This window comes from Plantibacter sp. Mn2098, from assembly GCF_049319745.1.
In the GTDB taxonomy this organism is placed as follows: domain Bacteria; phylum Actinomycetota; class Actinomycetes; order Actinomycetales; family Microbacteriaceae; genus Plantibacter.
In genome coordinates this window covers 118,342-144,946 of sequence record NZ_JBMOUH010000004.1, presented here as the reverse complement: position 1 = coordinate 144,946, position 26,605 = coordinate 118,342, and the positions used below count along the sequence as shown (strand labels likewise).

At 67.6% G+C, this 26,605-nt stretch carries 25 protein-coding genes; 11 read left to right on the top strand and 14 right to left on the bottom strand.

All coding sequences use genetic code 11. From position 1 onward, the window contains the following. Positions 1–937 precede the first annotated feature (937 nt). The 6 genes from ACL9RL_RS08010 to ACL9RL_RS07985 all read right to left on the bottom strand — a co-directional run bounded on the left by ACL9RL_RS08010 (position 938) and on the right by ACL9RL_RS07985 (position 7,324). A complete protein-coding gene (locus ACL9RL_RS08010) occupies positions 938–2,194 on the bottom strand; it encodes an MFS transporter (RefSeq protein WP_422779699.1) in 1,257 nt (418 codons plus the stop codon). Further along, a complete protein-coding gene (locus tag ACL9RL_RS08005; protein ID WP_422779698.1) occupies positions 2,191–2,856 on the bottom strand; it encodes a ThuA domain-containing protein in 666 nt (221 codons plus the stop codon). Before ACL9RL_RS08005 ends, ACL9RL_RS08010 begins: the two co-directional genes overlap by 4 nt. Positions 2,857–2,990: 134 nt before the next feature. Next, positions 2,991–3,980 carry an aldo/keto reductase gene (locus tag ACL9RL_RS08000; RefSeq protein ID WP_422779697.1) on the bottom strand — a complete coding sequence of 330 codons (990 nt, stop codon included), beginning with the start codon at positions 3,978–3,980 and terminating at the stop codon, positions 2,991–2,993. A 2-nt stretch (positions 3,981–3,982) separates the two neighbouring features. Further along, positions 3,983–4,969, bottom strand: a complete 987-nt coding sequence (locus tag ACL9RL_RS07995; RefSeq protein ID WP_422779696.1) for a carbohydrate ABC transporter permease — start codon at positions 4,967–4,969, stop codon at positions 3,983–3,985. Continuing rightward, entirely contained in the window at positions 4,966–6,018 is a 1,053-nt protein-coding gene (locus tag ACL9RL_RS07990) for an ABC transporter permease subunit (RefSeq protein ID WP_422779695.1), read from the bottom strand. The genes ACL9RL_RS07995 and ACL9RL_RS07990 overlap by 4 nt, the downstream gene beginning before the upstream one ends. Positions 6,019–6,022: 4 nt before the next feature. After that, positions 6,023–7,324 carry an ABC transporter substrate-binding protein gene (locus tag ACL9RL_RS07985; RefSeq protein WP_422779694.1) on the bottom strand — a complete coding sequence of 434 codons (1,302 nt, stop codon included), beginning with the start codon at positions 7,322–7,324 and terminating at the stop codon, positions 6,023–6,025. A gap of 208 nt (positions 7,325–7,532) precedes the next feature. On the opposite strand from ACL9RL_RS07985, the gene lgt reads away from it, so the two are divergent. The 3 genes from lgt (at position 7,533) to ACL9RL_RS07970 (ending at position 10,331) form a co-directional block, all read left to right on the top strand. Beyond that, positions 7,533–8,426 (top strand): prolipoprotein diacylglyceryl transferase, encoded by an 894-nt coding sequence (gene lgt, locus ACL9RL_RS07980; protein WP_422779693.1) that lies wholly within the window; start codon positions 7,533–7,535, stop codon positions 8,424–8,426. A gap of 128 nt (positions 8,427–8,554) precedes the next feature. Next, positions 8,555–9,454: a LysR substrate-binding domain-containing protein gene (locus tag ACL9RL_RS07975; RefSeq protein ID WP_422779692.1), complete on the top strand. Its 900-nt coding sequence runs from the start codon at positions 8,555–8,557 to the stop codon at positions 9,452–9,454. Positions 9,455–9,608: 154 nt separating this feature from the next. Beyond that, positions 9,609–10,331: an SDR family oxidoreductase gene (locus ACL9RL_RS07970; RefSeq protein ID WP_422779691.1), complete on the top strand. Its 723-nt coding sequence runs from the start codon at positions 9,609–9,611 to the stop codon at positions 10,329–10,331. Positions 10,332–10,497: 166 nt separating this feature from the next. Here ACL9RL_RS07970 and ACL9RL_RS07965 read toward each other — a convergent pair whose 3' ends face one another. The 7 genes from ACL9RL_RS07965 to ACL9RL_RS07935 all read right to left on the bottom strand — a co-directional run bounded on the left by ACL9RL_RS07965 (position 10,498) and on the right by ACL9RL_RS07935 (position 18,145). After that, positions 10,498–11,529, bottom strand: a complete 1,032-nt coding sequence (locus ACL9RL_RS07965) for a ribokinase (protein WP_422779690.1) — start codon at positions 11,527–11,529, stop codon at positions 10,498–10,500. A gap of 8 nt (positions 11,530–11,537) precedes the next feature. Continuing rightward, positions 11,538–12,578 (bottom strand): LacI family DNA-binding transcriptional regulator, encoded by a 1,041-nt coding sequence (locus ACL9RL_RS07960; protein ID WP_422779689.1) that lies wholly within the window; start codon positions 12,576–12,578, stop codon positions 11,538–11,540. Positions 12,579–12,708: 130 nt separating this feature from the next. Further along, positions 12,709–13,542: a carbohydrate ABC transporter permease gene (locus ACL9RL_RS07955; RefSeq protein ID WP_422779688.1), complete on the bottom strand. Its 834-nt coding sequence runs from the start codon at positions 13,540–13,542 to the stop codon at positions 12,709–12,711. Further along, on the bottom strand, positions 13,539–14,402 hold the full coding sequence (locus ACL9RL_RS07950) for a carbohydrate ABC transporter permease (RefSeq protein WP_422779687.1): 864 nt from the start codon (positions 14,400–14,402) through the stop codon (positions 13,539–13,541). Before ACL9RL_RS07950 ends, ACL9RL_RS07955 begins: the two co-directional genes overlap by 4 nt. Positions 14,403–14,461: 59 nt before the next feature. Continuing rightward, positions 14,462–15,718, bottom strand: a complete 1,257-nt coding sequence (locus ACL9RL_RS07945; protein WP_422779686.1) for an ABC transporter substrate-binding protein — start codon at positions 15,716–15,718, stop codon at positions 14,462–14,464. Positions 15,719–15,806: 88 nt separating this feature from the next. Next, entirely contained in the window at positions 15,807–16,841 is a 1,035-nt protein-coding gene (locus tag ACL9RL_RS07940; protein WP_422779852.1) for a nucleoside hydrolase, read from the bottom strand. Next, positions 16,841–18,145, bottom strand: coding sequence for an ADP-ribosylglycohydrolase family protein (locus tag ACL9RL_RS07935; RefSeq protein WP_422779685.1), 1,305 nt, complete (start codon positions 18,143–18,145; stop codon positions 16,841–16,843). The genes ACL9RL_RS07940 and ACL9RL_RS07935 overlap by 1 nt, the downstream gene beginning before the upstream one ends. A 299-nt stretch (positions 18,146–18,444) precedes the next feature. Between ACL9RL_RS07935 and ACL9RL_RS07930 the strand changes: the two genes are divergently transcribed. From ACL9RL_RS07930 to ACL9RL_RS07915, 4 genes are read left to right on the top strand one after another with little or no spacing between them, the layout of a single operon-like run. After that, positions 18,445–19,089 (top strand): NAD(P)H-binding protein, encoded by a 645-nt coding sequence (locus ACL9RL_RS07930; protein ID WP_422779684.1) that lies wholly within the window; start codon positions 18,445–18,447, stop codon positions 19,087–19,089. A 15-nt stretch (positions 19,090–19,104) separates the two neighbouring features. Continuing rightward, positions 19,105–19,902, top strand: a complete 798-nt coding sequence (locus ACL9RL_RS07925) for an enoyl-CoA hydratase/isomerase family protein (RefSeq protein ID WP_422779683.1) — start codon at positions 19,105–19,107, stop codon at positions 19,900–19,902. A 45-nt stretch (positions 19,903–19,947) separates the two neighbouring features. Further along, the gene (locus ACL9RL_RS07920; protein ID WP_422779682.1) at positions 19,948–20,196 is read left to right on the top strand and encodes a type II toxin-antitoxin system Phd/YefM family antitoxin; all 249 of its coding nucleotides are present in this window, start codon (positions 19,948–19,950) and stop codon (positions 20,194–20,196) included. Continuing rightward, positions 20,193–20,450 carry a type II toxin-antitoxin system RelE family toxin gene (locus ACL9RL_RS07915; protein ID WP_422779681.1) on the top strand — a complete coding sequence of 86 codons (258 nt, stop codon included), beginning with the start codon at positions 20,193–20,195 and terminating at the stop codon, positions 20,448–20,450. The genes ACL9RL_RS07920 and ACL9RL_RS07915 overlap by 4 nt, the downstream gene beginning before the upstream one ends. Before the next feature lie 189 nt (positions 20,451–20,639). On the opposite strand, the gene ACL9RL_RS07910 is transcribed toward ACL9RL_RS07915, so the two are convergent. Further along, on the bottom strand, positions 20,640–21,068 hold the full coding sequence (locus ACL9RL_RS07910; RefSeq protein WP_422779680.1) for a hypothetical protein: 429 nt from the start codon (positions 21,066–21,068) through the stop codon (positions 20,640–20,642). 76 nt (positions 21,069–21,144) lie between these two features. On the opposite strand from ACL9RL_RS07910, the gene ACL9RL_RS07905 reads away from it, so the two are divergent. From ACL9RL_RS07905 to ACL9RL_RS07890, 4 genes are all read left to right on the top strand, one after another. Beyond that, on the top strand, positions 21,145–21,711 hold the full coding sequence (locus ACL9RL_RS07905) for a TetR/AcrR family transcriptional regulator (protein WP_422779679.1): 567 nt from the start codon (positions 21,145–21,147) through the stop codon (positions 21,709–21,711). 340 nt (positions 21,712–22,051) lie between these two features. After that, entirely contained in the window at positions 22,052–23,464 is a 1,413-nt protein-coding gene (locus ACL9RL_RS07900) for a DUF2252 domain-containing protein (RefSeq protein ID WP_422779678.1), read from the top strand. Between the two features lie 54 nt (positions 23,465–23,518). Continuing rightward, on the top strand, positions 23,519–24,787 hold the full coding sequence (locus ACL9RL_RS07895) for an ATP-binding protein (protein WP_422779677.1): 1,269 nt from the start codon (positions 23,519–23,521) through the stop codon (positions 24,785–24,787). Beyond that, complete coding sequence (locus tag ACL9RL_RS07890; RefSeq protein ID WP_422779676.1) at positions 24,784–26,493, top strand: MFS transporter; 1,710 nt, start codon at positions 24,784–24,786, stop codon at positions 26,491–26,493. The genes ACL9RL_RS07895 and ACL9RL_RS07890 overlap by 4 nt, the downstream gene beginning before the upstream one ends. The last annotated feature ends 112 nt before the right edge of the window (positions 26,494–26,605 follow it).

The window sequence follows — 26,605 nt, the reverse complement described above, 5'->3', positions numbered from 1 at the left end:
GTCCTGCTGAACAACGGCTCCCAATGCGCGAGCCTATTCCGGAAGCCTTTGAGCTTCGTCAAACGATCATGGATAGGGCCTCTGGCTCGGCCAGGGAACACCTGGCTGAGAACCGGGGTCCAGATCGTGTTGGCCCGCTCAGCCGCAGACAGTGCGCTCCAGAATCCGAAGGTGAGGTTGGCGACGATGTGCCCGTGTGTTCGATCAGGCAACCGCCCTCGTGCGTGATCGAGCTTCTTCCGCGACATGGAGTTCGCGTGCCGCTGCTTGAAGCGGGTCCTCTCGCGCCCATCCTCGAGATGCCAGAGTGCATTGTCAGCGTCAGACCAACCGGGATGGTGGCGTTGCAGCTGTACGTCGTATCTGTTCCGGAGCAGCACTTCGAAGTGCCCGATGTCCTGCAAGCAAGCTGACGTCGCGCGAGCGTTCCACTCGTAGAGCGCAAGCGCGCGATCTGTGTTGTGGTCCGTCGCGGCGAGATAGATGCCGAAGCGCCCTGTCGACAGCCACCCCTCCACGACCGGTGGAGGCAGCTGCACACTCGACATCTCCGAAGATGTAGCAATTCGCTCTCTCGGATGTCCGCGACACTTGTTCGATCGTCACTCCCCTGCCTCGGTGTTGCACCTGAACCACGGCAAACGTCGAACTTCGAAACTTGGGAAGTTCGCAGGTCGATGAGAGAATGGATTCATTACCGGTGGTCTCAGTCCTCTGGCTCCTTGGAGCTAGGCCCATTCGGATTCAGAAGTACAACGGGTGGTCTGCGAAAGCAGACCACCCGTTTTTCGTGAGGGCACACGTTCCGGACTGCGCACCGCAGAAGGAGAACCGCGCGAGAGAAGGTGCGATCTCCGGATCGGGTCCTTCTCTCGCGCGGTTCTCCTTGCGTCAGGCGATACCGACGCAGCGACGCGGACGTAGCAACCCCAGCCGCTCAGCGTGGCTTCTTCAACAGGAACGTCATCGCGAACGCCGTGAGCTTCACGCACAACCCGATCGTCAACGCGAGCCGCAGACCCCCCGAGCCATCGGCGATCACCCCGTAGACAGGCGCGAACAGCCCACCGACCGTCGCCCCCAAGCCCAGCGTCAACCCGCTCGATGTGCCGATGCGGTTGGGCAGGTACTTCATCCCCAGGGCGACCTGCACGGAGAACGGGATGAACGCCGCGAACCCGAGGACCGCGATCGCGACGAGTGCCACAACGGTTCCGGGGGCGATGAGCAGCACCCCGAGCGCGACCGGGCCGAGCAGGTACCCGAGCCGCAGCGTGAGGATGTGACCGATGCGGTCGGCCGCGAATCCGCCGACCAGCGTGCCGGCCACCCCCATGCTCGTGAACAGGGTCAGACTCGCGGATCCGAACTCCGTGGTGACCCCGAACTGATCGATGAGGAACAGCGCGAGGAACGCCTGGATGCCGGCCGACCCGGCGGAGGAGAGCACGACCATCGCCGAGAACAGTCCGAAGGACCGCCAGTCGTCGCGGCCCACGGGAGCATCGGCGGCAGCCGGACGAACGGCGACGGCCGGCCGGCGCGACGCACGGATGCGCACGACTCCCCGCCAAGCGCTCATCAAGACCGCGAGCACGATGGCCGGCGCCGCGAGCAGCGGCGTCGCCGCGAGGCCCAGACTGCCGATGATGAGCGACACGGCGAGCGGCGCGAGCGCCATCCCGATGTTGCCGCCGACCGAGAACACCGCGAGTCCGCTCGTCCGGGGACCGGACGCCGCCCGCGCCAGCCGCGTCGCCGCCGGATGGTACGCGGCCACTCCGACACCCGTCCCCGCCACGGCGAAGCAGGTGAAGAGCAGGTCGTTCGTGAGTCCGGCCACACCGACACCCACCCCTGCCAGGAGGAACCCGACGACCGCGAGCCACGGCATCCGCCATCGGTCCACGAGCAGCCCGAACGCGGGCTGCAGCACACTCCCCAGCAGGTTCGCCGCGAGCATCACGGCGCTCACGGCCGCATAACTGTAGTTCCGCTCCAGCACCATAAACGGGATGAGCGCCGGGATCGCCCCGGAGTAGAAGTCGTTGACCACGTGCGTGACGGAGACGAGGACGAGCCGGCCACGATGCATCGGCTCGGCTTCCCCACCCCCCTGCACCGCCGCGGGGGCGGCCGAACCGGCCGCCCCCGCTTCGTTCGCCTCGTCCGACGAGGTCGTCTGCGTACTCACCGCGCGACGAGCCAGTCGACCTCGCGACGCAGCAGATCGATCCGCTCCGGCGCCTCGTAGGCGCGGACGCCGTGCCCGAGCGCGTCGTACACGGAGCGGGCGCCATCCCGTTCCACCGCCCACACGAGCGGGTGGACGAGGTCGTTGTACGCGTGACTCAGCAGGACCTCGGAGCCCGGGTAGGCCTCGAGGTAGGAGTACATCTCGTCGTAGAGGGTGAAGTCCGCGAAGCCGCGGGTGATCTCATGGTCGACATCGGTGACCTCGACAAGGGAGTCGCCGATGGGCGGGTGCATCGACGTGCCACGGACCCACCGTCCGCCGATCCACTCGCGCCACTCGTCGAGCCCGTCGAGCGTGTTGGAGGCCGCGTGGAGGGCGAGGATGGGGCCGCCGCGCGCACGGAACCGGCGGAGGGTGTCGAACGCCTCCGTCCAGTCCTCCTCCGGCCCGTCCGAGACGGCCGTGTACTCGCCGACTCCCGAGTTGACGACGAGGAGGTCCGCATCGTCCACGTCCTGCACACCGCCGGGTTTGAACGCCCGCACACGGACGTCGGCGCCGAGCGACGCGAGGGCGTTCCCGACCTCCACGGCGGTCGCGGTGAAGTCGTGCCAGCGGTCCTGGTATCGGCCGGAGCCTGCGAGGATCGTTGCTTTCATGGTGGTGGAGCCTTTCTGTTGGAGGGCGCGGTCAGCGTCCTACAGGTGATGCGGATGATTTCGAACGAGATCGCGGCGCCGAAGCGGCCGATTGATCCGGATGTGCGGGGCCGCTTTCGTCGCGGCCGTGCGCCTCAGCCGGCGAGCGCCCTCGGCAGCGGCAACGACAGCAGCCCGGCGTCGTCGAGCTCCGTCCACAGCTCCGCCGGGATCGGGATCCGGCTCCAGGCCAGATTCTCCGCCCACTGCGCGGCATCGGCCGTCCCGGTGAGGACCATCGACACCTCGGGCAGGGCGAGCACGAACTGGAGGGCGGCCGCGCCGATAGGGACGCCGTAGCGGTCGCACAGGACCCGGATCCTGGCGACCCGCTCCACGATCTCGGGCGGCGTCGGCATGTAGTGGAACGTCCCAGAGTCCCTCCCGTCGACGAGGCCGGCGTGCAGGGCGGATGCGATCACCACGGCGACACCCCGCTCGGCAGCGAGCGGGAGCACCCGGTCCGCCGCCTCACCGTCGACGAGCGACAGGCGCCCGGCGAGCAGCACCGCATCCAGGTCGACGAGGTCGATGAACTTCGCGAGCGTGTCCGCATGGGTGATACCGACCCCGATCCCGCCGATCACCCCCTCGTCGCGCAACTCCTCGAGCGCCGAGTGGCTTTCGGTGAGGGCGACCCGGATGAACGCGTCCGGGTCGTGGATGTAGGCGAGGTCGAGCCGATCGGTGCCGAGGCGCGTGAGCGACTCGTCGACCGAGCGGCGGATCCCGTCGCGGCTGAAGTCGTACCGCCACAACTCGGACTCGAGCGGCAGGATCGGCTCGTCCCGCCTGACGAGGCGGCCGACCTTGGAACTCAGCGTGAACGCATCGCGTGGGTAGTGCCGGAGCGCCTCGCCGAGGAGCTCCTCCGAACGCCCGCCGCCGTACATCGGCGCCGTGTCGTAATACCGGACCCCGCTGTCCCAGGCGGCCCGGACAAGCTCGTCCGCGTTGGCCTGGCCCGCCGGGTGGGCAGTGATCGCCGTTGCGCCGAGCGCGAGCCCCTTGGGCTGGGCGAACGCGAACGGCGCATCGGCCCCGGCGTCGCCTGGTCGGATGATGGTGTGCAGTTGGTTGGTCATGGTCAGCCTTTCAGTCCGCCGCCGAAGTTGATCCGCATGTACTTCTGGAGCCACACGAAGATGATGATGAGCGGCACGGTCGCGATGAGGGAACCCGAGATGACGAGGGTCGGGATGATCGCCTCCTCCGTGTCGCTGCCGCGCATCATGCTGTAGAGCCCGAGCGACAGCGGGTACTTCGTGTTGTCGCTCAGCATGATGAAGGGGAGCAGGAAGTTGTTCCAGATGCCGACGAACTGCAGCAGGAACACGGTCAGCAGCCCGGGCGCCATCAGCCGGAGACCGATCGAGGAGAAGATCCGGAACTCCGAAGCACCGTCCACGCGACCGGCGTCGAGCAGCTCCCGCGGCACGGACGACGATGCGAACACGCGGCACAACCACATTCCGAACGGGCTCACCATCACGGGCAGGAGGATCGCGAAGTACGTGTTCGTGAGTTCCAGTTGTGCCATGAGCAGGTACTGCGGGATCGCGATGACGACGCCGGGCAGGAGCATGCCGACGAGGACGAGACCGAACGCCGCCTGCTTGCCTCGGAACTCGTACATCGCGAGGCCGTAACCGAACGCAGCCGAGACGAGCACCGAGAGGGCAGCACCGCCGCCCGCGTAGATCACACTGTTGCCCATCCACTGCCAGAACGCGCCGCCCTGGTAGTTCGTCAGCTGGACGACATTGGTGAAGAAGCCGCCGATGCCGTCCGGGATGAACGTGTTCGTGGTGAAGAGCGTCTCGCGCCCCTTGGTCGCCGCACTGAACAGCCAGAACAACGGGATGAAGCAGTACAGGGAGCCGAGGACGAGGATGACGCCGGGGATGACGCCCAGTGCGCGTCGACTGGCCGGCGAGGAGCCGACCCTGTCCATGCTCCTGCGGTCGCGCCCTCTCCGCCCGCGACCCCCTCGACCGGAGCCGGCCGTGGTGATCGACTCGGTGGACTGGGCGGCCGGAACGCCGATGCCCGTGGTGACGGTCGTGACACTCATGATTCACCGAACACTTTCTTGCCAGCCAGCTTGAACACGACGAGCGAGAGGCCGAAGGCGATGAACGCGATGATGATCGCGCCGGCCGCGGCCATGTTCGTCTCTCCCTGTTCGAACGCCAGTCGTTGGATTTCCATGAGCGGGACCCAGCCGGACGTGATGGCCGTGCTCATCGTCTTCATGGTCTGCGGTTCCGCGTACACCTGGACGGCGCCGATCACGCCGAAGAGGAGGGTGAAGACCATGCTCGGGACCACCATCGGCAGTTTGATCTGCAATGCCATCCGGATCTCTCCGGCGCCGTCGAGCCGTGCCGCTTCGTAGATCTCCCGAGGGATCGAACTCAACGCCGTGTGCAGGATGATCATGTTGAAGCCGATGCCGCCCCACACCGCGATGTTGACGATGGAGTAGAAGACGTTCGCGTCGCCCAGGAAGTCCGGGGTCGGCATCCCGAAGAACGCGAACACCGGGCCGAACGGAGTGGTCCGCTCCTGATACATGTACCCCCACATCAGCGTCGCGATGACGCCTGGCACGGCGTACGGGATGAAGATGACCGTCTTCGAGACCGTCTTGAGCTTCGACACGCCGACATCGAGTGCGAGTGCGAAGACCAGCGCGAGGCCGAGCGTCAACGGGATGACGAGCAGCCCGTAGTAGCCGGCCCGGAGGAGCCCCTCCCAGAACACGTTGCCGCTGAGGATCTCGACGAAGTTGTTGAACCCGACGAAGACCGACTGCCGTTCGGCGCCGATGACGCCGGAGGACACGCGATTGGTGAAGAAGCTCAGATAGATCGAGTAGCCGATAGGGATGAGCAGGAAGAGGGTGAAGAGGATGAGGCCGGGGGCGATGAAGAGGTAGGGGGCCGGTTGCCCGCGCTTCCCTCGCCGTCGGCCCCCGCGTGTGCCGTCGCCGCCGGGCAGGGCCGAGCGGCCGGCCGTGCCTGCGTCGCCGTTGGACGGGGCGCCGTCTGGCCCCGCCGCCCCGGGGCGACCGGCTGGGCCGGCCGTCCCGGGGACCGCGATCGTGTCGATGGATGCCATCGGGTCAGCCCTTGACCTCGAAGCCGGTCCGCTTCATGTCGTCGACGACCGTCTTCTGCAGCTTCGTGATGGCGTCCTGCATGGAGATCTCGCCGGAGATCGCCCGCGGGGCGAGGTCCTTCCAGGTGCTCTGCATCAGCAGGGCGTTCGGACCCCAGTTGGAGAAGACCTTCGGCTTCTGCGACGCGACGAGCTTGAGGTACTCCTGCGTCGGGTCGATGGGGCTCGGCTTCATCTCCAGGATCTCCTTGGAGTCGTCCATCCGCGAACTGCCGGAGAGGTTGTTGCTGTACTGCCAGCGGGTGAGGATGCCCTCCTCGGAGTCGGTGAACCACTTGATGAACGTCTCGGCGGCCGTGCGGACCTTCGTGTTCTTGACCAGGATGATCGCGGATCCGCCAGAGACGGCCGTTTCGGTGTCGCCGGCGTTCCACACGGGCATCGGCGCCGCTCGCCACTTGCCGTCGAGGGCGGGGTTGGCGTTCATGATCGTGCCTGGCGCCCAGGCTCCGGCGTTCCAGGACAGGATCGTGCCGTCGGCGAGCAGGTTGTTGACACCCGGGCCGGTCGCGGTGGAGATGAGCCCAGCCTGGATGAGCTTCGAGCGGTACTCCGCGGCCTTGACCGTCGCAGGGTCGTCGATGCCGACGGACCAGGTCTCGCCGTCGGATTTCCACCAGTCCGCTCCGGCCTGGGCGGACCAGCCGGCGAGGTCGTTGGAGTCGAAGTTGTAGTTGCCGAGGAACTTGTCCGGTGCGATCTCCTTGACCTTCTTGGCGAGCGCCTCGTACTCGTCCCAGGTGGTGGGGACGGTGAGGCCGAGTTCATCGAACAGGTCGGCCCGGTAGAAGAACATCATGGGGGTGAAGTCTTCCGGCGCACCGTAGTCCTTGCCGCCGAAGTTGACGAGGCCGCGCACGGAGTCGCGGTAGTCGCCGTCGTCGATCTTGAACGTCTGGATGTCGGAGACGGCGCCCTGAGAGACGAGGTACGGCAGCATCTGGTACTCGGCCTTGACCACGTCGGGTGCGTCGCCCGCCTGGACGGCGGCGATGAGCTTGGCCGCGATGTCCGGCTGGTTGCTGGGGACGACGGTGTAGTCGACCTTGATACCCGGGTGGGACTTCTCGAAGGCCTCGACGATCTGCGGGGTGAACTGGCTGGGGTGCCAGAACTTGATGGTGACCGGCTTCTCGGCTGTGCCGACTCCGGCGTCGTCGCCGGGTGCTGCGCCGCTGGAACAACCGGCGAGCAGTGCTGCGGTTGCTGCCATTGCTGCGGCGATCGTGATTGCTCGTGTCTTCACTCGAAATGCTCCTTTGCATGTGGGTGGCATGAACACACGATGTATGTTCATGCCATCAACATACCCGATCGCCAGCGAATGTCCATGGGCACTTTGGGGGACCTGGCGACGGATCGACATGCTGGATCCACTCTCAGGCGACACCCCGACATCGGGTCCACAATGAGCTGTCGTCGTGTGCGCGACGAGGAGAAGGTGAAGACGACCCATGGTTCTGACGAGCATCCCGAGCCCCGACCCGGTCTGGGCCCAGTTCCAGCTCGGCCCGCTCACCGTCCACACCTACGCGCTGTGCATCCTCGCCGGCATCGTCGCGGCCGTGCTCATCACCCAACGGCGGCTGTCGAAGCGTGGCGCCGAGTCGGGCATCGTGCTCGACATCATCCTGTGGGCGGTGCCGCTCGGCATCGTGGGCGCCCGGTTCTATCACGTGCTCACCCACGGCGGCGATTACTTCTTCCCCGGCGCGAACCTCTGGAACGTGTTCGCGATCTGGGACGGAGGCAACGCGCTCTACGGCTCGCTCATCGGCGGCGCGGTCGGCGCGTACATCGGCTGCCGTCAGACGGGGCTCCGATTCTGGTCGTTCGCCGATGCACTGGCGCCCGCGATGCTCGTCGCCCAGTCGCTCGGGCGGTTCGGGAACTACTTCAACCACGAGCTCTTCGGCCTGCCGACGACACTCCCCTGGGGCCTCCAGATCCTGCCGACCGACCCGATGTTCCCCAAGGATCTGCCAGCCGGCACCCTCTTCCACCCGCTCTTCCTGTACGAGATCGTCTGGAACCTGATCGGCGTCGGGATCATCCTCCTGCTCGAGCGACGACTGCACCTGCGCTGGGGTCGCGCGTTCGCGATCTACCTCATCTGGTACGGACTCGGACGCAGCTGGCTCGAGGCCATCCGCATCGACCCGACGAGCGATGCGCTGTTCGGCATCCCGGCCAACATCTGGGCGTCGTTCGTCGCCATCGCGCTCGGCATCGCCCTGTTCGTGGTGCAGACGCGGCGCCATCGCGAGCCCGAGCTGTCCGTGTATCGCGAGGGTCGTGGACCCGCTGCGGTGGCGACCGCGGCCGCAACCGCAGCGCCATCCGCCTGAGCGAAGGCATCCCGCGCAGCAGAAGGACGGATCGCGCAAGAACGTCCTTCTACGGCGCGGTTCCCCGCCTGCCGCGTGCCGCGTGCCGGTGGTGCACAATGCCCAGCAGCGAGGACTAGTATCCGAGGATGCCGGATCTGGACCTGCGCAAACTGCGCTATTTCCTCGTCGTCGCCGAGGAACTCAACTACGGGCGTGCAGCCGAACGCCTCCACATCGCCCAACCGGTGTTGAGCAGACAGATCGCGGCACTCGAACACGAGCTCGGTGTCACCCTGTTCGACCGGTCCAAGCGCGGAACCACGATGACCGAGGTCGGCGCCCTGCTCGTCGACGACGCCCGTGCGCTCCTCCACACGGCGAGCGCTCTGCAACGCCGGGCCAAGACCGCCGGTCGCACTGAGGACCACCTGACCGTCGGTTTTATGCCCGGGCTGATGATCACCGCGGCGATCCGCGAACTGCGCGCCCAGCACCCGGATCTCGTCGTCGACGTCGTCCGGACCGGCTGGGACACGCAGGTTGAGCTGCTGCGCGACGGCACCCTCGACGCCAGCTTCGTCCGCCTCCCCATCGCCGGCCGGGGGCTGACGGTCGTCCCGCTCTTCACCGAGCCGCGCGTCGTCGTCCTCCCCGCCGGGCATCCGATGCTCGCCCAGGACACCGTCACGATCGACGACCTCGGGCTGCTCGACCTCCTGCAGGATCCCGATGCCGTCCCGGAATGGCGCGATGCCGCGGCCAGCGCGCGCCCGACGGCCCTCTCGATCGACCGCGCAGGCCTCCCGCTCGCGCACTCGGTCGAGGAGAAGCTGGAGCACGTCGCCGGCGGGCGCGGCATCGTCATCCTGCCGGAGTCGACCGCGCTGTTCTATACCCGGCCCGACGTCGACCATCGCCACATCGACGACCTCCGACACGGCGCCGTCGCCCTGGCGTTCGAGGCGACGAACACCTCGCCGATGCTGGCGGAGCTTGCCGACATCGCGACCCGGCTCTTCGACCGGACACCGGTGCCGCACCGCTGACATCGGTCAGCCGAACCGCGCCCGCTGCCACTGCCACCCCACGCCCGCTGCCACCTCGCCGTCTGCACCCCTCGCCACCCTGATACCTCAGAGGCATCAACTGACGCGGAACAGGTCTTGGACGACTCGGGCACCGCGGGCGAACACTGTTGATATGACCATCAACACCAGTACACGAATCGTCCTCCTCGGCGGCACCTCCGGCATCGGACTCGCCACCGCTCGCGCCGCAGCCGATGCGGGCGCGTCCGTCGTCATCGGCTCCCGCAACCCGGCATCTGTCGAGCGGGCACTCGCAGAACTCCCGGCCGGCGTCATCGGCCACACCGTCGACGCCTCCTCCAGCGACGACGTCGCACGCTTCTTCGACGCCGTCGGCGAATTCGACCACTTCGCCTACACCGCGGCTGAGAACCTCTCGTCCGTTCCGATCGAGGAGTTCACGGTCGAGCGCGGGCTCGCGTTCTTCAGCCTGCGCGTCATCCACGCGCTCGACGCCGTCCGCCTCGCCGTCCCGCACCTGCGCACCGGCGGGTCGATCACGCTCACGAGCGGCACGGCGGCGTTCGCGGGCGGCCCCGGCTGGGTCCTCGGCTCCGCTGCATCGGGCGCGACCATCTCTGCCGTGCGATCCCTCGCCGTCGAACTCGCGCCACTGCGCGTCAACGCGGTCGCTCCCGGTGTCGTCCGGTCGCCGCTGTGGGGACTCATGAGCGAGGCGGACCGGGAGGCGATGTACCGCTCGGCGAGTGAGAGCCTGCCGCTCGGTCGTGTGGCCGAGACGTCGGACGTCGCGAAGGCGTACCTCGCGCTCATGGATCAGGACCATGTGACGGGCACGGTCTCCGTCGTCGACGGCGGTGCGCTCGTCAGCTGAGCGCGCCCCGCGTCGTGCCCCGTGCCCCGACCCGCACCCTGCAGGGCCGCGCGCCGCACCACACAAGGACAACCGCGCGGCAGGAGGACGGTTCACCCAGAATCGTCCTGCTGCCGCGCGGTTCACCTTCTGCCGTGCAGCGGCTCCCCGCGCAGGAAGGTCCCGCTCAGCGCTCGGCGCGCGGCGTCGCGACCACCTCGGCGGCGGCAGCAGAGGCCGCCCTCGCCGCATCGACGAGCGACTCCCCGAGCGCGAGGGCCGCAGCGACCGTCCCGGCGAAGCTGTCGCCGGCACCTGTCGTGTCGATCGGCGCCACCGGCATCGCCGCCACGAAGTCGTACGCGTCCCCCGCGGCGACGTGCGCACCGCGGGAGCCGTCCGTGACGACGACCGATGCCGCGATCTTCGCGAGCGACGTGGCCAGCTGCTCGATGGTCCGATCGTCGGATTCGTCGAGGAATCCCCTCGCCTCCCCGGCGTTGACGATGAGCGGATCGGCTCCGGAAAGCGCGTCGCGCAGCGGATGCAGGAGCGGCAGTCGCACCCACTCGTCCAATGGGCTGGGATTGAACACCCACCGGGCACCGGCCGAGGCGGCCCACTCCACGGCCGCCAGCACCGAGTCGACCGGCGTCTCCAGCTGGGTCACGACCACGACGGGCCGGATCGCATCGAGCGCCGCCGCGACCTCCGGGCCGCCGACCGTGCCGTTGGCCCCGGCGATGACCACGATGCTGTTCTCGCCGTCGGCGGAGACGGTGATGAACGCCGTCCCCGAGGAACCGGAACGCTCCGCCAGATGACCGACGTCGACGCCGCCGCGCTGCAGCGCCGTGCCCAACAGGCGTCCCGCGTTGTCGTCGCCGACGGCTCCGACGAATGCGGTCGGGGCCAGCTGTGCCGCAGCGAGCGCCTGGTTCAGGCCTTTCCCTCCCGCGAATTCGGCGATGCCCCGACCCATCACGGTTTCACCGGGCACCGGCGCACGATCCGTGCTCACAACGACGTCCAGGTTGGCGGATCCGACGACCGCGACAACCGCCGTCCGCGACCCGCCGCCACGAGACGGCGAAGGGGCGTCAGCGACAGACGGCGACGAAGCGGCACCGGCACCGGCAGCATCAACAGCAGCAACGGCGGACGCGGCCGAGGCGGCGGACGCCGGAAGCACCGGCCCGCCCTCTGGTCGTGATTTCATGGGGCTCCTCAGGCAGAGTCTCGGACGATGAGCTTGTGTTGGATGGACAGGTGCCTGGACGCGGTCTCCTCGCCATCGCTCTCGATGCGATAGAGGAGCAGTTCTCCGGCGGCACGGCCGATGTCCTCGGCCGGGATGCGGATGGTGGTGAGCGCCGGGTTGATGAGGCTCGCGGCGTCGATGTCGTCGACGCCGATGACGGCGACCTCCCGATCGGCGAGTCCGGCCTGCCGGAGGGCGTCGACCGCTCCGATGGCCATGAGGTCGTTGGCGCAGAAGACCGCGGTGGGCGGTTCGTCGGCGGTGAGCAGCCCTCGCATGGCGGTGAATCCGCTCTCCCTCGTCCAGTCGCCCTCGACGACGTACTCCTCGACGAGCGGGATCCCGTGCCGGCGCAGTCCGGACAGGAACCCCTGCAGGCGCGGTCCGCCCGGGGCGCGGTCCTGCGGACCGGTGATCGTGGCGATCCTGGTGTGCCCGGTGTCGACGAAACGCCCGACGACATCCTCCGCGAGGCCGGCGTCATCCGCTGTGACCCAGTCGATGTCGAGGTTGGACACGTAGGACCCGACCGCGACCACGGGGATGTTCGCGTTGAGGAGGGTGGCGATCTTCTCGTCGACGTCGGCGACCGCAACCACGATCCCGTCGACTCGACGCTGGATGGCGTCCTGGAGGAAGGTCTCGACGGCCGCCGGCCCGGCATCCCCGTCGAAGAGCAGCACGACGTGGCCACTGTCGGACACGGCCTTCTGCAGGCCGCGCGCCAGCGCCGGGTAGAACGGATTCGTGATGTCCTGGGCGATGAGCGCGATCGTGCTGCTGCGGTTGCCGTTCAGGACCCGCGCGAAGTAGTTGGGCTGGAACCCGAGCTCCTCCATCACTTTCTCGACGCTTCGTTTCGTCGCTGGTGACACCGGCCGGTTGCCGGAGAGCACGTGCGAGACGGTCGTCTTGCTGACACCGGCCGCCGCCGCGACGTCGGCGATGGTGAGGACGGAGCCGTCTGATCGCCGCTGCCCGGTGCGCGGAGTGCTTGGGGTGCTCATCTGCTGCCTGCCTAAGTACGAGGGTCCGAGATCGAAACTGGTTTGCGTCTTCGAAAGCTATGACACCGTCACGGTCGAGTCAAATCATTCCGGCGCACCTGGATCACGTGAAGCACACGACCCGCCCGGATCACTTGATCGCCCCGCGCATCACCCCGCCGATGATCCACCGCTGGAGCACGAGGTAGATGATCAGCATCGGCGTGAGCGCCAGCAGGTAGGACGAGAACGCGAGGTTGTACTGCGTCGTGAACTGCCCCTGGAACACGTTCTGCACGAGCGGCAGCGTGAACGAGCTCTGATCGCTGAGGAGCACGAGCGGCAGCAGGAAGTCGTTCCACACCCAGAGCCCGGTGAGGATCGCGACGGTCGCGTTGACGGGTCCGAGCAGCGGGAAGATCACTTTCCAGAACGTCTTGAACGGGCCGGCGCCGTCGAGCATCGCCGCCTCCTCGAACGCCGTCGGGACCGTGCTCAGATAGCCCACGTACAACAGCACGTTGAACGACAGGTTGTAGACGACATACAGGATGACGAGGCCGGCGAGGTTGTCGAGGTGCAGGAACGCCATCTCCTTCACGAGCGGCAGCATCACGATCGGGAACGGGATGAACAACGCCGTGAGGAAGTAGACGAAGATGCCCTTGTAGAGCCGTTTGTGCAGGTTCCTCGCGATGGCGTACCCCACCATCGAGTTCGTCACGATGACGAACACGATGGACAGCACGGTCACGATGAGGCTGTTCCCGAGCGCCTGGAAGAAGTTCGTCATCTGGATGGCGTCGGTGAAGTTGCTCCACATCCAGTGCTTGGGCAGCGCCCACAAGTTCCCGCGCATCTCGCTCGGCGTCTTGAGTGCCGTGACGAAGGTGAAGTACATCGGCACGGCGATCGTGAGCGCCCCGATCGCGAGCAGACCGGTGAGCAGCCACCTCGATGCGCTGCTGGCTCGTGTGGGGTTCATGCGGTGGTCTCCTTCCTGCGGAGGACTCGGAGTTGGAACCCGGCCAGCAACGCGATGACCAGGAAGTAGATCACGGCGTTGGCCGACTGGTAACCGAACTGCCCGCCGGAGAATCCGGACTTGTAGATGAGATAGGAGATCGACTGGGTCGCCGTGCCAGGACCGCCGGCTGTGAGCGCGACGATCTGGTCGAAGACCTGCAGGAAGTCCTTGAAGTTCAGCACGATGTTGATCGTGAAGAACGCGGCGATGAGCGGGAAGGTGATGGTCCAGAACCGCTGCCAGGCGGACGCCCCGTCGAGCAGGGACGCTTCGACGACGTCGTCCGGGATCGTCTGGAGGCCGGCGATGTAGATGACGGTCGTCGTCGCGCACGCCTTCCAGACGGTGACGATGACGATGCCGATCCAGGCGGTGCTCTCACTGCCGAGGATGTTGTTGGAGAGCCACGGGAGACTGAGGGCCTGGCCGATCTGCGGCAGCCCGGTCGAGAAGATCGTGTTGAAGATGTAGCTGACCACGATGACCGACAGCACGGCTGGCAGGAAGTACACGCTCCGCATGAACGAGCGGAAGCGGATGTTCGCGCTCAGCCCGAGCGCGATCACGATGCTCAACACGTTGACCGCGATCGTGGAGACGACCGCGAACTGCAGGGTGAACACGTAACTGTGGAGGACGTCGGCGTCGCCGAACAAGCGGATGTAGTTCTCGAGGCCGACGAAGTCCCAGGTGCCGTACCCGCGACTGTCGGTGAAGCTGTAGAACACGCCCTGCAGCGCTGGGATCGTGTGGAACACGAGGAAGAGCGCCACGGCGGGCAGCGCCATGATGAGGGCTGCTTTGGAACTCGTTCGCATGGGGTTGACCTTTCCGGGGTGTGGCTCCGGGCGGCGTCGGCCGCCCGGAGCCTGCGGCTCTACTGGTGCGACTTGAGCCCGTAGGTCCCGAAGTCCTTGTCGAGTGCGCTGAGGTACGCGGCCTGGTCTCCCGAGTTGAGGTAGGTCCAGTTGATCGCCTGGTACTGGCTGCCGCCGGCGAACATCCCGTCGGAGTACGTCGCCGTCTTGCCGGCGTCGATCCAGTCGGTCTTGATCCCGGCGAGCAGCGGGTCGTCCGATGCGACATCGCTGCGCACGGAGAAGAGGGACTGCTGGTCCGTGTAGGTCTTCTGCACGGGTGCGCTCATCAGGAAGTCGAGGAACTCCTCGGCCTCCTTGGGGTGCTGGGAGTCCTTCGAGATGGAGAGGAACGAGTCCGGACCGCCCGGCATCTTCGTCGCGAACTCCGGATCAGGACTCGGCATCACGAAGGCGCCGAGCTTGAGGTCGGGGTTCGCCTTGCGGATGGCCGGGATGCTCCAGGTGCCGTCGACGTACATGGCCGAGTCGCCGTTGGCGAACGAGGCGAGCGAGCTGTCGTAGTTGGAGCCCCAGGCGTCCGGCTGCGCGTAGTCCTTCAGCTGGAGCATCTGCTTCGTCGCCTCACGCCACTGCGGCTGCTTCGCGAACGTCGTCTTGCCGCGCTGCAACTGCGACAGGAGGTCCGTCGGCTTCGAGGATGCGACGAGGGAGTTCGTGAGCGCCATCGCGCTCCACGGGTCCTTCCAGCCGAAACTGAACGGCTGGCCGCCGGCGTCCTTCACGGCCTTCGCGTTGGCGAGGAACTGGTCCCAGGTCGTCGGAGGGGTGAGGCCGTACTTCGTGTACTGGTCGATGTTGTAGAAGACGAGCTGCGCGTTGGTCGCCCACGGGATCGCGAGTTCCTGGTCGGTCTGGCCGGCCTCTTTCACGTAGTCGAGCGATGCCGTGTCGGAGACGGCTTTGAAGGCGTCGGTCTTGGACAGATCGGCGAGCAGTCCACCCTGCGCGAGGTCGTAGTACGCACTGATATTGAGCGCGATGACATCGGGGACGTTGCCCTTCGCGAGGCGCGACTTGAGGACGGTCACCGAGTCCTGCACCGAGGTCTGCTTGACGGTGATCTTGGGGTGCGTCTTGTGGAATTCGGCGATGAGCTGGTCGACGGTCGCGATGGCTTCGGTCTTGTTCTGGAAGATCTCGATCGTGACGTCGCCGTCGGCGCCGGCGCTGCTGCTGCAGCTGGCGAGCGGCGCCACGAGGACTGCCGCTGCTGCGGTCGCGATCATCGCGCGCCAGAGGTTCCGCTTGTTCACAATGCCTCCTTGGTGTGGTGGTGCAGTGCTCCGGGTTTCGGGGTGGTGTCGAGCATCATTGCCCTTCGGTTCGTGGTGGTGTCGGGTGCTAGAGGGTGGCCGTCCTGCTGAGGAACAGCTGACGGAATGCGGGCACGTCGGTGTCGACGGCCGCTCGGATGGCTGGGGTGGCGGTGATCGCGGTCGTCGAGTCGGACCCGGGCTCCGGGATCACGATGTCGATGGCGCCGGCCTCCAGGTCGACGCTCGCTCCGACGGCGGCGAACGTGCACACCGACGGATCGACGATGGCTGCGACCACGAGCGGGTCGTGCAGCAGGCAGAGGGCCGTTCCCGGGTCGTCGTGCGACGCCTCTGCTTCGAGGACGTCGATCCAGCCGTCGACGCAGTCGGCGAGCCAGGTCGACGCTGCCGGAGTCGGTGTCGCGCCCGCCCCCGGCCCCGTCGCGGCGTCGCCGTGGTCCTGGCTCCGCAACCACTCGGCATCGGCCCGATCGAGCACAACACGACTCGTCTGGTCGATCCCGATGAGCCGCACATTCGCTCCGGAGCGCAGCACGATGTCCATCGCCTCCGGGTCGACGAGGACGTTGAAGTCCGCGACGACGTCGATGTGTTCGACGTGTCCGGTCGCGTTCCCGGCCATCGTGACGATCTCTTTGACGTTCCGGGCGAAGCTCGGGTCGGCCGTGATCGCCTCGGCGAGGTTGGTCACGGGTCCGATCGCGGCGATCGTGATCTCCCCCGGGCGGGCGGCGACCTGCTCGATGAGCCAGGCGACGGCATCGCGCGGCACCGTCGCATCGATCGATGCCGCATCGGATGTGGCGGAGTCCGTCGGCGGTTCGGCGCCGAACACCTCCCACACTCGCGCCATGTCCTGCCGGAGCGGCGACGCCGCCCCCAGCCGCACCGGGATGTCCGCGCGACCGAGGCGGCAGAGCAGCTCGCGGGCGAGCGTGTAGCCGGTCGCGGCGCCGACGTTCCCGTTGACGGTCGTGAGACCGAGGACGTCGAGTTCGGGAGAGGCGACCGCGAGAGCGATCGCGAGGCCGTCGTCGATCACGCTTCCGGGCTCGCCGAGCCCGGGATCGGTGTCGATGATGACCGGGACGGGATGCATCACGCACCGCCGATTCGGTGCAGCAGGGCGTGCGTACGGTCGGCGAGCTCCTCGACCGTGATGCCGTCGAAGCCGCGGACGGCGCTGCGGATGCGGGAGTGGGTCGTCCCCACGAGGGCCGCCGGGATCGAGTCGGAGCCGTGGAGGGCGCCGTAGACGCTGCCGGCAGTCGCACCGTTGGAGTCGGTGTCGTTCCCGCCGGCGATCGTCTTGGCGAGCGTGTCGGTGAACGAGGTCCCCCACAACAGACCGGCGGCGATGATGGCCGCGTTGTTGATGGTGTGGACCCAGTTGTAGTGGCCGAGGTGCTCGTCGAGCCAGTCGAGTGCCGCCGTGTGGTCGACCCCGGTCGTGTGCAGTTCGGCGATGCCGCGGAGCGCCTCCGCGAGGCGGGACCCGGCAGGGACCACGGCGAGGGCCGCATCGAGGGCCACGCGTGCGTCGTCCGTCGCCAGGGCTGCCGCGACGAGGGCCGCAGCCCACATCTCACCGTAGATCCCGTTCTTGACGTGGCTCAACCGCGCATCGACGAGGGCGTCCGCAGCTGCGGCGGCCGGGTCGCCGGGGTGCACGAACCCGAAGATGTCGGCGCGGATGAGTGCACCGATCCACTCGCGGTACGGGTTCACGTGCGTCGCGGTCTCGGTCGCGGACCGGCCCTGGATGAGGTTCCGGTAGGCGGCGCGCTCCGCGGTGAACGTCTGCGTGAACGGCAGGCGGTCGAGCCATGCGGTCGCGATGTCGTCGGTGGTGAGGTCCCGCCCGTGCTGCTCCAGCATGTGCAGCCCGAGGATCGTCCAGTCGATGTCATCGTCCCGCGGGACGTCGCTGAAGGTGCCGAGCGCGGAGACGGGCGCATCCGGGTGCAGCGGACCGACGCCTGCCGGATGCGGGTGCACGAGCCGGACGAATCCGGTCTGGGGCCAGTCGCCTCCCGCCCGCAGATACGTCTCGACGTCGCGGCGGCCGAGGCCCTCGATCGGTTTGCCCATCGTGTTGCCGACGGCGCGGCCGAGCCAGGCGCCGCGGAATCGATCGCGGAGGCCGTCCTGATCGATCGGGAGGGTCGATGCGGTCTGTGCCAGTTCGAGCAGAACGGCTTCGTCGTCCGGCTCGTCGTACGTCCAATCCGCGGCGAGCGGCAGTTCGTCCAGGCGGGCCGCGATCAGGGTCAGCGCCGGGTAGTCGCTTGCGGCGGCCGCTGCGCGTGCGTCCTCGAGCAGACCGCCCGCGTCATAGCCGCTGTGGGCGCGCTGCTCGGCCTCATCGGGGACGAGGTCGCGAGGGTCGAGTACGTCGTGCATGTGGGGCTCCCTATCGAACGGGGGATGGAAGGGGGACGGAACTAGTTTGCGTTCTCGCCCACATCGACGCGCCATTTCTCTGGTGAATCACCTTGGAAACCTGTGCCTCATTGCCGGGCAGTGTTTGCAAACCGCTTTGCGTTGTTGACAGTAACACACGCGCAACCCGTGCACCAGAAAATCTTCTCGGGCGGTCGCCCGGCTCTCGATCGCCGCACATCTGCATCTCGCATCATCGGTCGATCCTGCTAATATGACGATCGTCATACATAGTCATGGGATGAGAGCAGGACAGCACGATGCGCACAGCGATCATCGGTGGAAGCGGACGGACGGCCCGACTGCTGACGAACATCCTCAGCTCGCGCGGCGGCGACATCGTGAGCACGACCCGCTCACTCGACCACCGCACCGATCTCCCGACTGCCGGGGTCGACTACGTGGTCCTGGACCTCGAACACGACACCTCGGCCGACGACTGGGCCTTCCTCGCCGGTGCGGACGCCGTGGTGTTCGCCGCCGGCGCCGGATACGGCAGCAGCACCCGGCAGAAGCGGGCAGTCGATCTCGACGGAGCCGTACGCGCCATCGCCGCCGCAACCGCCTACCGCGTCCCTCGCTTTGTCATGATCTCGTCGATGGGCGCGGATGCGTCGCTCACCGGGTCGGACCCGTTCAGCGAGTACCTGCGCCTCAAGGGCGAGGCGGACGACTCCCTCACCAGGACGACCCTCGACTGGACGATCGTGCGCCCGTCCGGCCTCCGGGGTGGACCGGGGACCGGGTCGATCAGGGTCGGTCGCAACCTCGGCGGCGGATCGCTCGCCCGCATCGACCTGGCCCACGTCATCGCGCGGGTCCTGGAGGACCGTTCGACCATCGGCGTCGTCTTCGACGTCACCGAGGGCAACCAGCTCATCGCGACCGCGACACTCACCCCCTGATCCGAGGAGCACACCATGCAGCAGTTCACCATCACCGAGCCGGCGCCGGGCTACCTGCGCGCGACCTTCGACAACCCGCCGATCAACCTGCTCGACGACACAACGGTCGACGAGCTCGTCGAGGTACTCGCCGAGGCGACGAGCGCCCACGCCCGGGTGCTCGTGTTCGACTCCATCAACCCGGACTTCTTCCTCGCCAGGTACGACGTCTCGCAACCACGGCCGGGCGGATCCCCCTTCGGCGACCTCGAACGATTCCTGGTCTCGACCGATGCGATGGCGCGCAGCGGGGTGATCAGCATCGCGCAGATCCGCGGCCGAACGCGGGGCGGCGGCAGCGAGCTGGCCCTCGCGTGCGACTTCCGGTTCGCGAGCATCGAGAACGCGCTGCTCGGGCAGCCGGAACTGCCCTCCGGGCTCCTCCCCGCGGGCGGTGGCATCGAACGGCTCACGGAGCTGGTCGGCCGAGCGCGGGCGTTGGAGATCATCGCCTCGGGCGATGACTACGACGCGAAGACCGCCGAGACGTACGGCTGGGTGAATCGCGCCCTGCCCGACGCGGAGCTCGATGCGTTCGTCGACACCTTCGCGAGACGACTCGCGTCCTTCGACGGCGATGCGCTCACGACGGCGAAGCGCCTCGTGAACCGTTCGCTGCGCACGACGATCGACGATGTGCGCGAGACCCTTGCAGCCATCGGCCCGATCGCTGCTGCGAGCGCTCCCCGACGCGTCGCGCTCCGCGAGCAGGCCATCGCCCTCGGTGCGGACTTCGAGCTCGACCTCGGCCGCAATCTCGGGCCGGGTGCTTGACCGCCCATTCTGTACAGAATGAGCAACCAAATGTACACTTGACGCATGTCGACCGTTACCGTCACCGCCGCCAGAAGCATGCTCCCCGAGCTCATCGACCGCGCGCACCACGAGGCAGTCTTCCTGGAGCGCCGCGGCAAGCTCGAGGCCGTCGTGATCAGCCCGGAACAATACAACCGGATGATCGAGGCACTCGAAGACGCGGACGACGTCGCCGCATTCGACGATGCGATGGCGGAAGAAGGCGAGAACATCCCCTGGGCCCAGGTCAAAGCCGACCTCGGCTGGGCATGAGCACCTACCGCATCGAGCTCCGCCCGGCAGCAGTCAAGGCGCTCCGAAAGATCCACCCTGACGACCGCACGCGCATCCAGGGCGCAATCGCCCTGCTCGGCGAAGACCCTCGCCCGCCAAGCGCAAAAGCCCTCCAGGGCCGCGCCGGCCTGCGCGTCCGCGTCGGGAACTATCGCATCATCTACACGATCGAGGACAACGTCCTCCTGGTGGTCGTCGTCGCACTCGGACACCGACAAGACATCTACAACTGACACACATCCGCGATTGCTGCACCGATCAGATGCACGCTCATTCACGCATTGCGCGATGCGTGAACATCCACGCACCGCACATCACAACCCGTGAACGACGAAGGGTGACGGATCCACACGGATCCGTCACCCTTCGTCGTTCACACGACCGCCGTCCGCACGCCTCGGGTGCGCGCGGACGCGATCCGACTACTGCGTCAGACGGGCGATCTCCGCACGAGCGGCCGCGACGATCTCCTCGTTGGTGTGTGCGTGACCGAACAGGCCCCATCCACCCGGGACCGCCTCGGTCAGCAGTACCCACACGCGATCCTCCGCGATGGCTCCCCCGGACGCTTCGATGACCAGATCGGTCAACTGGCGCACAACGGCGATCTGCTTGTCGCGGTCGAGGGCGCCGTCGTTCGTGAGAACCTGGACTCGTACATGATCTCCGCCTCCAACGGCGTCGGAGATCGATGCAGCAGGCAGTTCGTGCACAAACGCGGCCGTGTTGTTGCGGAACAGCGGAATGTCGGGCACCTGTTCGACGTCCTTGACGATCGAAGCCGCGCGGACTGCGACGGCGTGAGTGTCGGCGAACGTTCCGGCAGGGGCATAGAGGTCGATCATTGGCATGGTGGCCACCTTTCAGATTCAGATGATCATCATAACTCGAAATATGATGATCGTCATAGCTTTTATGGAGGCAGAGATGGCCAACAACACTCGGCAGAGCATGATCGATGCCGCCCAACGGCTCATCGCCAGCCACGGCTCGCACGGCACGTCGTTCGGCGACGTCATCGCGGCATCCGGCGCGCCCCGGGGATCGCTGTACCACCACTTCCCCGGCGGCAAGGAAGAACTCGTCGAGACGGCGCTGGCGGCCTCCGGCGACCACGCCTTCCGGGCACTCGAAGCCCTGCGCGGATCGAGCGCGACCGAGGTCGTGGCCGGGTTCCTCGACCTGTGGCGCCGCCTGCTCGTCCACACGGACTTCACGGTCGGCTGCGCGGTCGCCGGCGTCACGGTCGACGCGGAGTCCTCCGAACTCGTCGGTCGCAGCGGTCAGATCTTCCGCGACTGGACCGGGATCCTCGCCGAACTCCTCACCGAAGCAGGCGTCCCATCGCTTCGCGCCGGCAGCCTCGCGACCCTGCTGGTCGCCGGGAGCGAGGGCGCCGTCATCGTCGCCAGGGCCCAGCGGGACATGGCGCCGTTCGAGCAGGTCGCCACCGAACTTCAGGCGCTCATCGGCGCGTCAGTCACCGCGGGCTGACGGCCGCCGCGCGCGGCCCCGCCCCGCAGAAGGAGATCCGCCCCGCCGAAGGCCCGTTTGCGCAGAACCGTCCTTCTGTCGCGCGGATCTCCTTCTCCCGCGCGGCGACCGGGCGCCCTGACCTCGCGCTGCACCTGCGCCCCGCGCCCCCGCATCCCCCGCACGCATGAATTCACCCGACCTGGGTGAACCGCGGCCGCCGGATCGGGTCCAGTGTGACTGCACCACCGCAGCACCACCGCCACAACACCGCAGTCGCCGACGCCACCGACAGCTCCTGACGCCCGCCGACGCGGAGCGCCTCCGGTGCAGCGGATACGGCCGAGAGTGCGGTGACGCGATGCCTGCAGGACACGAAACTCGCGACGAACGTGTCGAGACGGGGAGGGCGACGAGGGCTGCTGTCCCGCGCTCAGCGCACGCCGAGTGGACCGCGTCGACCGACCGCATCGGCCCCGTTGCCATCCTCGAGGCGCAAGCGGCTTCGCGCGTCCCTGAGCTCGTCCCCGTCCGCCACGGCCGCATGGCCGTGTCACCGTTCGCGTTCTATCGGGGAGCCGCCGCGATCATGGCGGCCGACCTCGCTCCGCTCCCCCGCACGGGCCTCATCGTGCAACTCTGCGGCGACGCCCACCTCAGCAATTTCGGCGTCTTCGGCACCCCGGAGCGCCAGCTCGTCTTCGACGTCAACGACTTCGACGAGACGCTCCCCGGCCCCTTCGAATGGGACGTGAAGCGGCTCGTTGCGAGCTTCGAGATCGCCGGCCGCGCGCGCGGATTCCGAGGCTCAGACCGCCGCGCGATCACACACGCCGTCGCCCGACGCTACCGAGAGCAGATGCGCCGATCGGCCGCAGCTCGTGTACTGGACGCCTGGTACGACCATCTCGACGCCGACCGCATCCGTGAGCTCGTGCGGGTGGAACGCGCCGAGGCGAGGGCCGGATCCCAGCAGCTGCGGAGCACTGAGGCGATCATCGAGAAGGCCCACACCCGGGACGACATCCGGTCCCTCGCGAAGCTCGCGCGGGTCGTGGACGGACGACTCCGCATCGTCGCCGACCCGCCGCTCATCGTGCCCGTGGAGGACCTCGTCGATGCGGACTCCGGCTTCGCGGACGACGAACGGACGATGCGCGCCCTGCTCGCCTCCTATCGCGCAACCCTGCCGCGCGAACGCCATCCGATCACCGAGTTCGAGTACGTGCACCTCGCGAGGAAGGTCGTCGGCGTCGGCAGTGTCGGCACACGGGCCTGGATCATCCTGCTCCGCGGGCGCGACGACCACGATCCGCTCTTCCTGCAGGCGAAGGAGGCGCAGGCATCGGTCCTGGAAGCACACCTCGGCGCAAGCGAATACCAGAGCCACGCCGAACGGGTCGTGCGCGGACAGCGCGCGATGCAGGCCGCGGGCGACATCTTCCTCGGCTGGCAGCGGGTCGCGGCCGATGATGGCGTCGAGCGTGACTTCATGGTGCGCAGGCTCGCCGATTGGAAAGGTTCGATCGACACCGAGCACGCCACGGTGCAGGGCGCCCTGCTATACGCACGGCTGTGCGGGGAGACGCTCGCGCGGGCGCACGCGCGGACCGGCGACCGGGTCGAGATCGCGTCCTACCTCGGCAGGAGCGACCGCTTCGACCGGGCGATGAGCCGGTTCGCGACGCGCTACGCCGACCAGAACGATCGCGACTACGCGACGTTCATACGTGCGATCGACCGCGGCGGGATCCGTGCAATCCGCGATGCGTGACCCGCGCGGCACATCGGCACACCGGCACACCCAGCACGACGAAAGGACTGACGGATGACCCACCGACTGCACATCGGCACACTGGTCGCAGGCGAAACCGCGGATGGAGAGGCTGCCGCATCGGAGCCAGGCGCCCCGGACACGGACACGTCGACCCTCGAACCTCTGGCAGCGGAACTCGACGCACGACGCTTCAACCGCCACACCTTCTGGTGCGGGCAGAGCGGCTCCGGCAAGACCTATGCCCTCGGCGTCATCCTCGAACGCCTCCTCCTCGACACGAAGCTCCCCCTGCTCATCCTCGACCCGAACGCGGATTTCGTCCGCCTCGGCGAACGCAAGGAACCGCGGCCAGGGTCACGGCAGAGGACGGGCAGCACCATCGGCGACGGCGCCGGTAGCACCGACAACACCGACAACACCGACAGCACCGACAGCACCGACAGCACCGACGAGAACTCTGCCGATACCCCCGCCGCCTCCGCCGACCCGTTCGACGATGTCCGCGTCCTGCGCGCGACCGGCGCGGGCTCAGGCGCCGATGAGCTCCGCGTCCGATTCCTCGATCTGCCGCTCGCCTCCCGCGCCGCCGTGCTGGGGCTCGATCCGATCGTCGACCGCGACGAGTACAACGTCCTGGTTCATCTCGAACACCGACTGGGCGCCCTCGGGCGAGCCGAGCTCATCGACTCGCTGCGGTCGAACGGCGCACAGGCCCAGCACGATCTCGCGAGCCGGATCGAGAATCTCGGTGTCCTCGACTGGAACCTGTGGGCGTGGGGCGGCCGCTCGGCCGAGGATGTCATCGACGATCGCCCGCGCGCGACGGTCCTCGATCTCGGCGGGTTCCGCTTCCCTGCCGAACCGCAGGTCGCAGCGCTCAGCGTCCTCGATCACCTCTGGGAGCGGCGGGAGGATCGGAACCCGATCCTCATCGTGATCGACGAGGCGCACAACGTCTGCAATCCGCATCCGGTCACACCCGTCGAACGGGCGCTCACCGAGCGGATCACCCAGATCGCCGCGGAGGGCCGGAAGTTCGGGCTGTGGCTGCTGCTGTCCACCCAACGTCCGTCGAAGATCCCGGTCAACGTCCTCAGCCAGTGCGACAACCTCGTGCTCATGAAGCTCGCCGCCCCCCGCGATCTCGCGGAACTGGCGGACATCTTCGGCACCGTGCCGCCCGAGTTGTTCGCGCAGGCCATGCATTTCGGTCAGGGTCGTGCGCTCATCGCGGGCGGTTTCATCGGCTCCCCGTCGCTTGTGCAGGTCGCGGAACGTCTCACCCACGAGGGCGGCTCCGACGTCCCGGTGCCCTTGTGAGCGAGCAACGGGGCGAGCAACGAGGCGAGCATCGGGGCGGGCGGCACGACCGCCAGCAGGACGGCGGGCGGAACGGCCAGCAGAGCGACCGGCGCGGCACCTGGACCGTCGTCGCGATCCTCGGCTGCGCCCAGTTCGTGATGGTGTTGGACGGCACGGTCATGAACGTGTCGATCTCGACCGTGGTCGCCGACCTCGACACCACCGTCGCGGCGATGCAGGCCGCCATCACCTTCTACACCCTCACGATGGCCGCGGTGATGCTCCTCGGCGCGAAACTCGGCGATGTGTGGGGTCGGCGTCGCGCATTCGTCATCGGTTCGTGCGTGTACGCGGTTGGGTCGCTCATCACAGCACTGAGTCCGAACGTGCTGTTCCTCTTCCTCGGCTGGTCGGTCATCGAGGGCCTCGGCGCGGCGCTGGTGATCCCGGCGATCGCCGCCCTCGTCGCCGACAACTACACGGGCAGGGAGCGCGTCACGGCGTTCGCCATCGTCGGCGCGGTGTCGGGTGCGGCCGTCGCGGCTGGCCCCCTCATCGGCGGTTTCGTCACCACGTACTTCAGTTGGCGGTACGTGTTCGTCGCCGAAGTCGTGATCATGGCCGGGGTCGTCGTGTTCTCACGTCTTGTGACGGATACGAGCACCGGGCGGCGCCTCCGGATCGACGTGCCGAGCGTCCTGCTGTCCGCGATCGGCCTCGTCGCACTCGTGTACGGGATGCTGCAGAGCAAGACCTGGGGATGGATCGTGCCGCTCTCCCCTCCCAGCGTCGGCGGCGCCGAGATCGCGCCGCTCGGCATCTCCCCGACAGCATGGCTCATGCTGCTCGGCGGGATCCTGCTGGTGCTGTTCGTGCGTCGGCAACGGCATCTCTCACGCATCGGATCATCGCCGTTGGTGCACGTGGAACTGTTCTCGATCAGGCAGTTGCGGAGCGGCCTGTCCGTGCTGGGCGCGCAGTACGCGGTCACGGCCGGGCTGTTCTTCCTCGTGCCCGTCTACCTGCAGATGACGCTCGGACTCGATGCGCTCGAAACCGGGCTGAAGGTGTTCCCATTGTCCGTCTCGCTCGTGTTGTTCTCGATCGTCGGCACCCGGTTGTCGACGCGCTGGTCGCCGCGTCGCATCATCCGGGTGGGGCAGCTCGTCCTCGTGTTCAGCGCGCTGCTCCTGCTCGGTTCGGTGACCGAGGATCTGCGACACGCGCTCTTCGCGGTGGGGATGTTCCTCGCCGGAACGGCGCTCGGCCTTCTCGCATCGCAGCTCGGCAACGTGAACATGTCGAGTGTCGACACGGACCAGACGAGCGAGGTCGGCGGTCTGCAGGGGGTGTTCCAGAATCTCGGGTCGTCGCTCGGCACCGCGCTCATCGGGTCGATCCTCATCGGAGCGCTGGCGACGTCGTTCGCAGCCGGCACGGCGTCGAGTTCGCTCCCGACCGAGGTCAAAGCGGTCGTCGCCGAGGAGACGCAGCACGGTGTCAGCATCGTCCCGGCTTCCGAGGTCCCGAAGATCGCGGAGCGCGCCGGCCTGACGTCCGAGGAGTCCAAGACACTCGAGACGGTCTACCGGAACTCGCAGCTCTCGTCGCTGCGCGTCGCCCTCTTCGGGCTCATCGTGGTCGCGATGCTGTCCCTCCTGTTCTCCCGAGGCATCCCGAACGAGGTGGTTCAGAGCAAGCGGCAGCGCGCGGCGGCGCCATGAGCAGCGAGTGGCGTGAGCATTGGGCCACGATCGCCGTGGCTCGCCTGCCGGCCGGCCTGCGAGCGCTGCTCCGCAGCAGGAGATCCGCCCCGCAGAAGGACTGTTTGCGCTG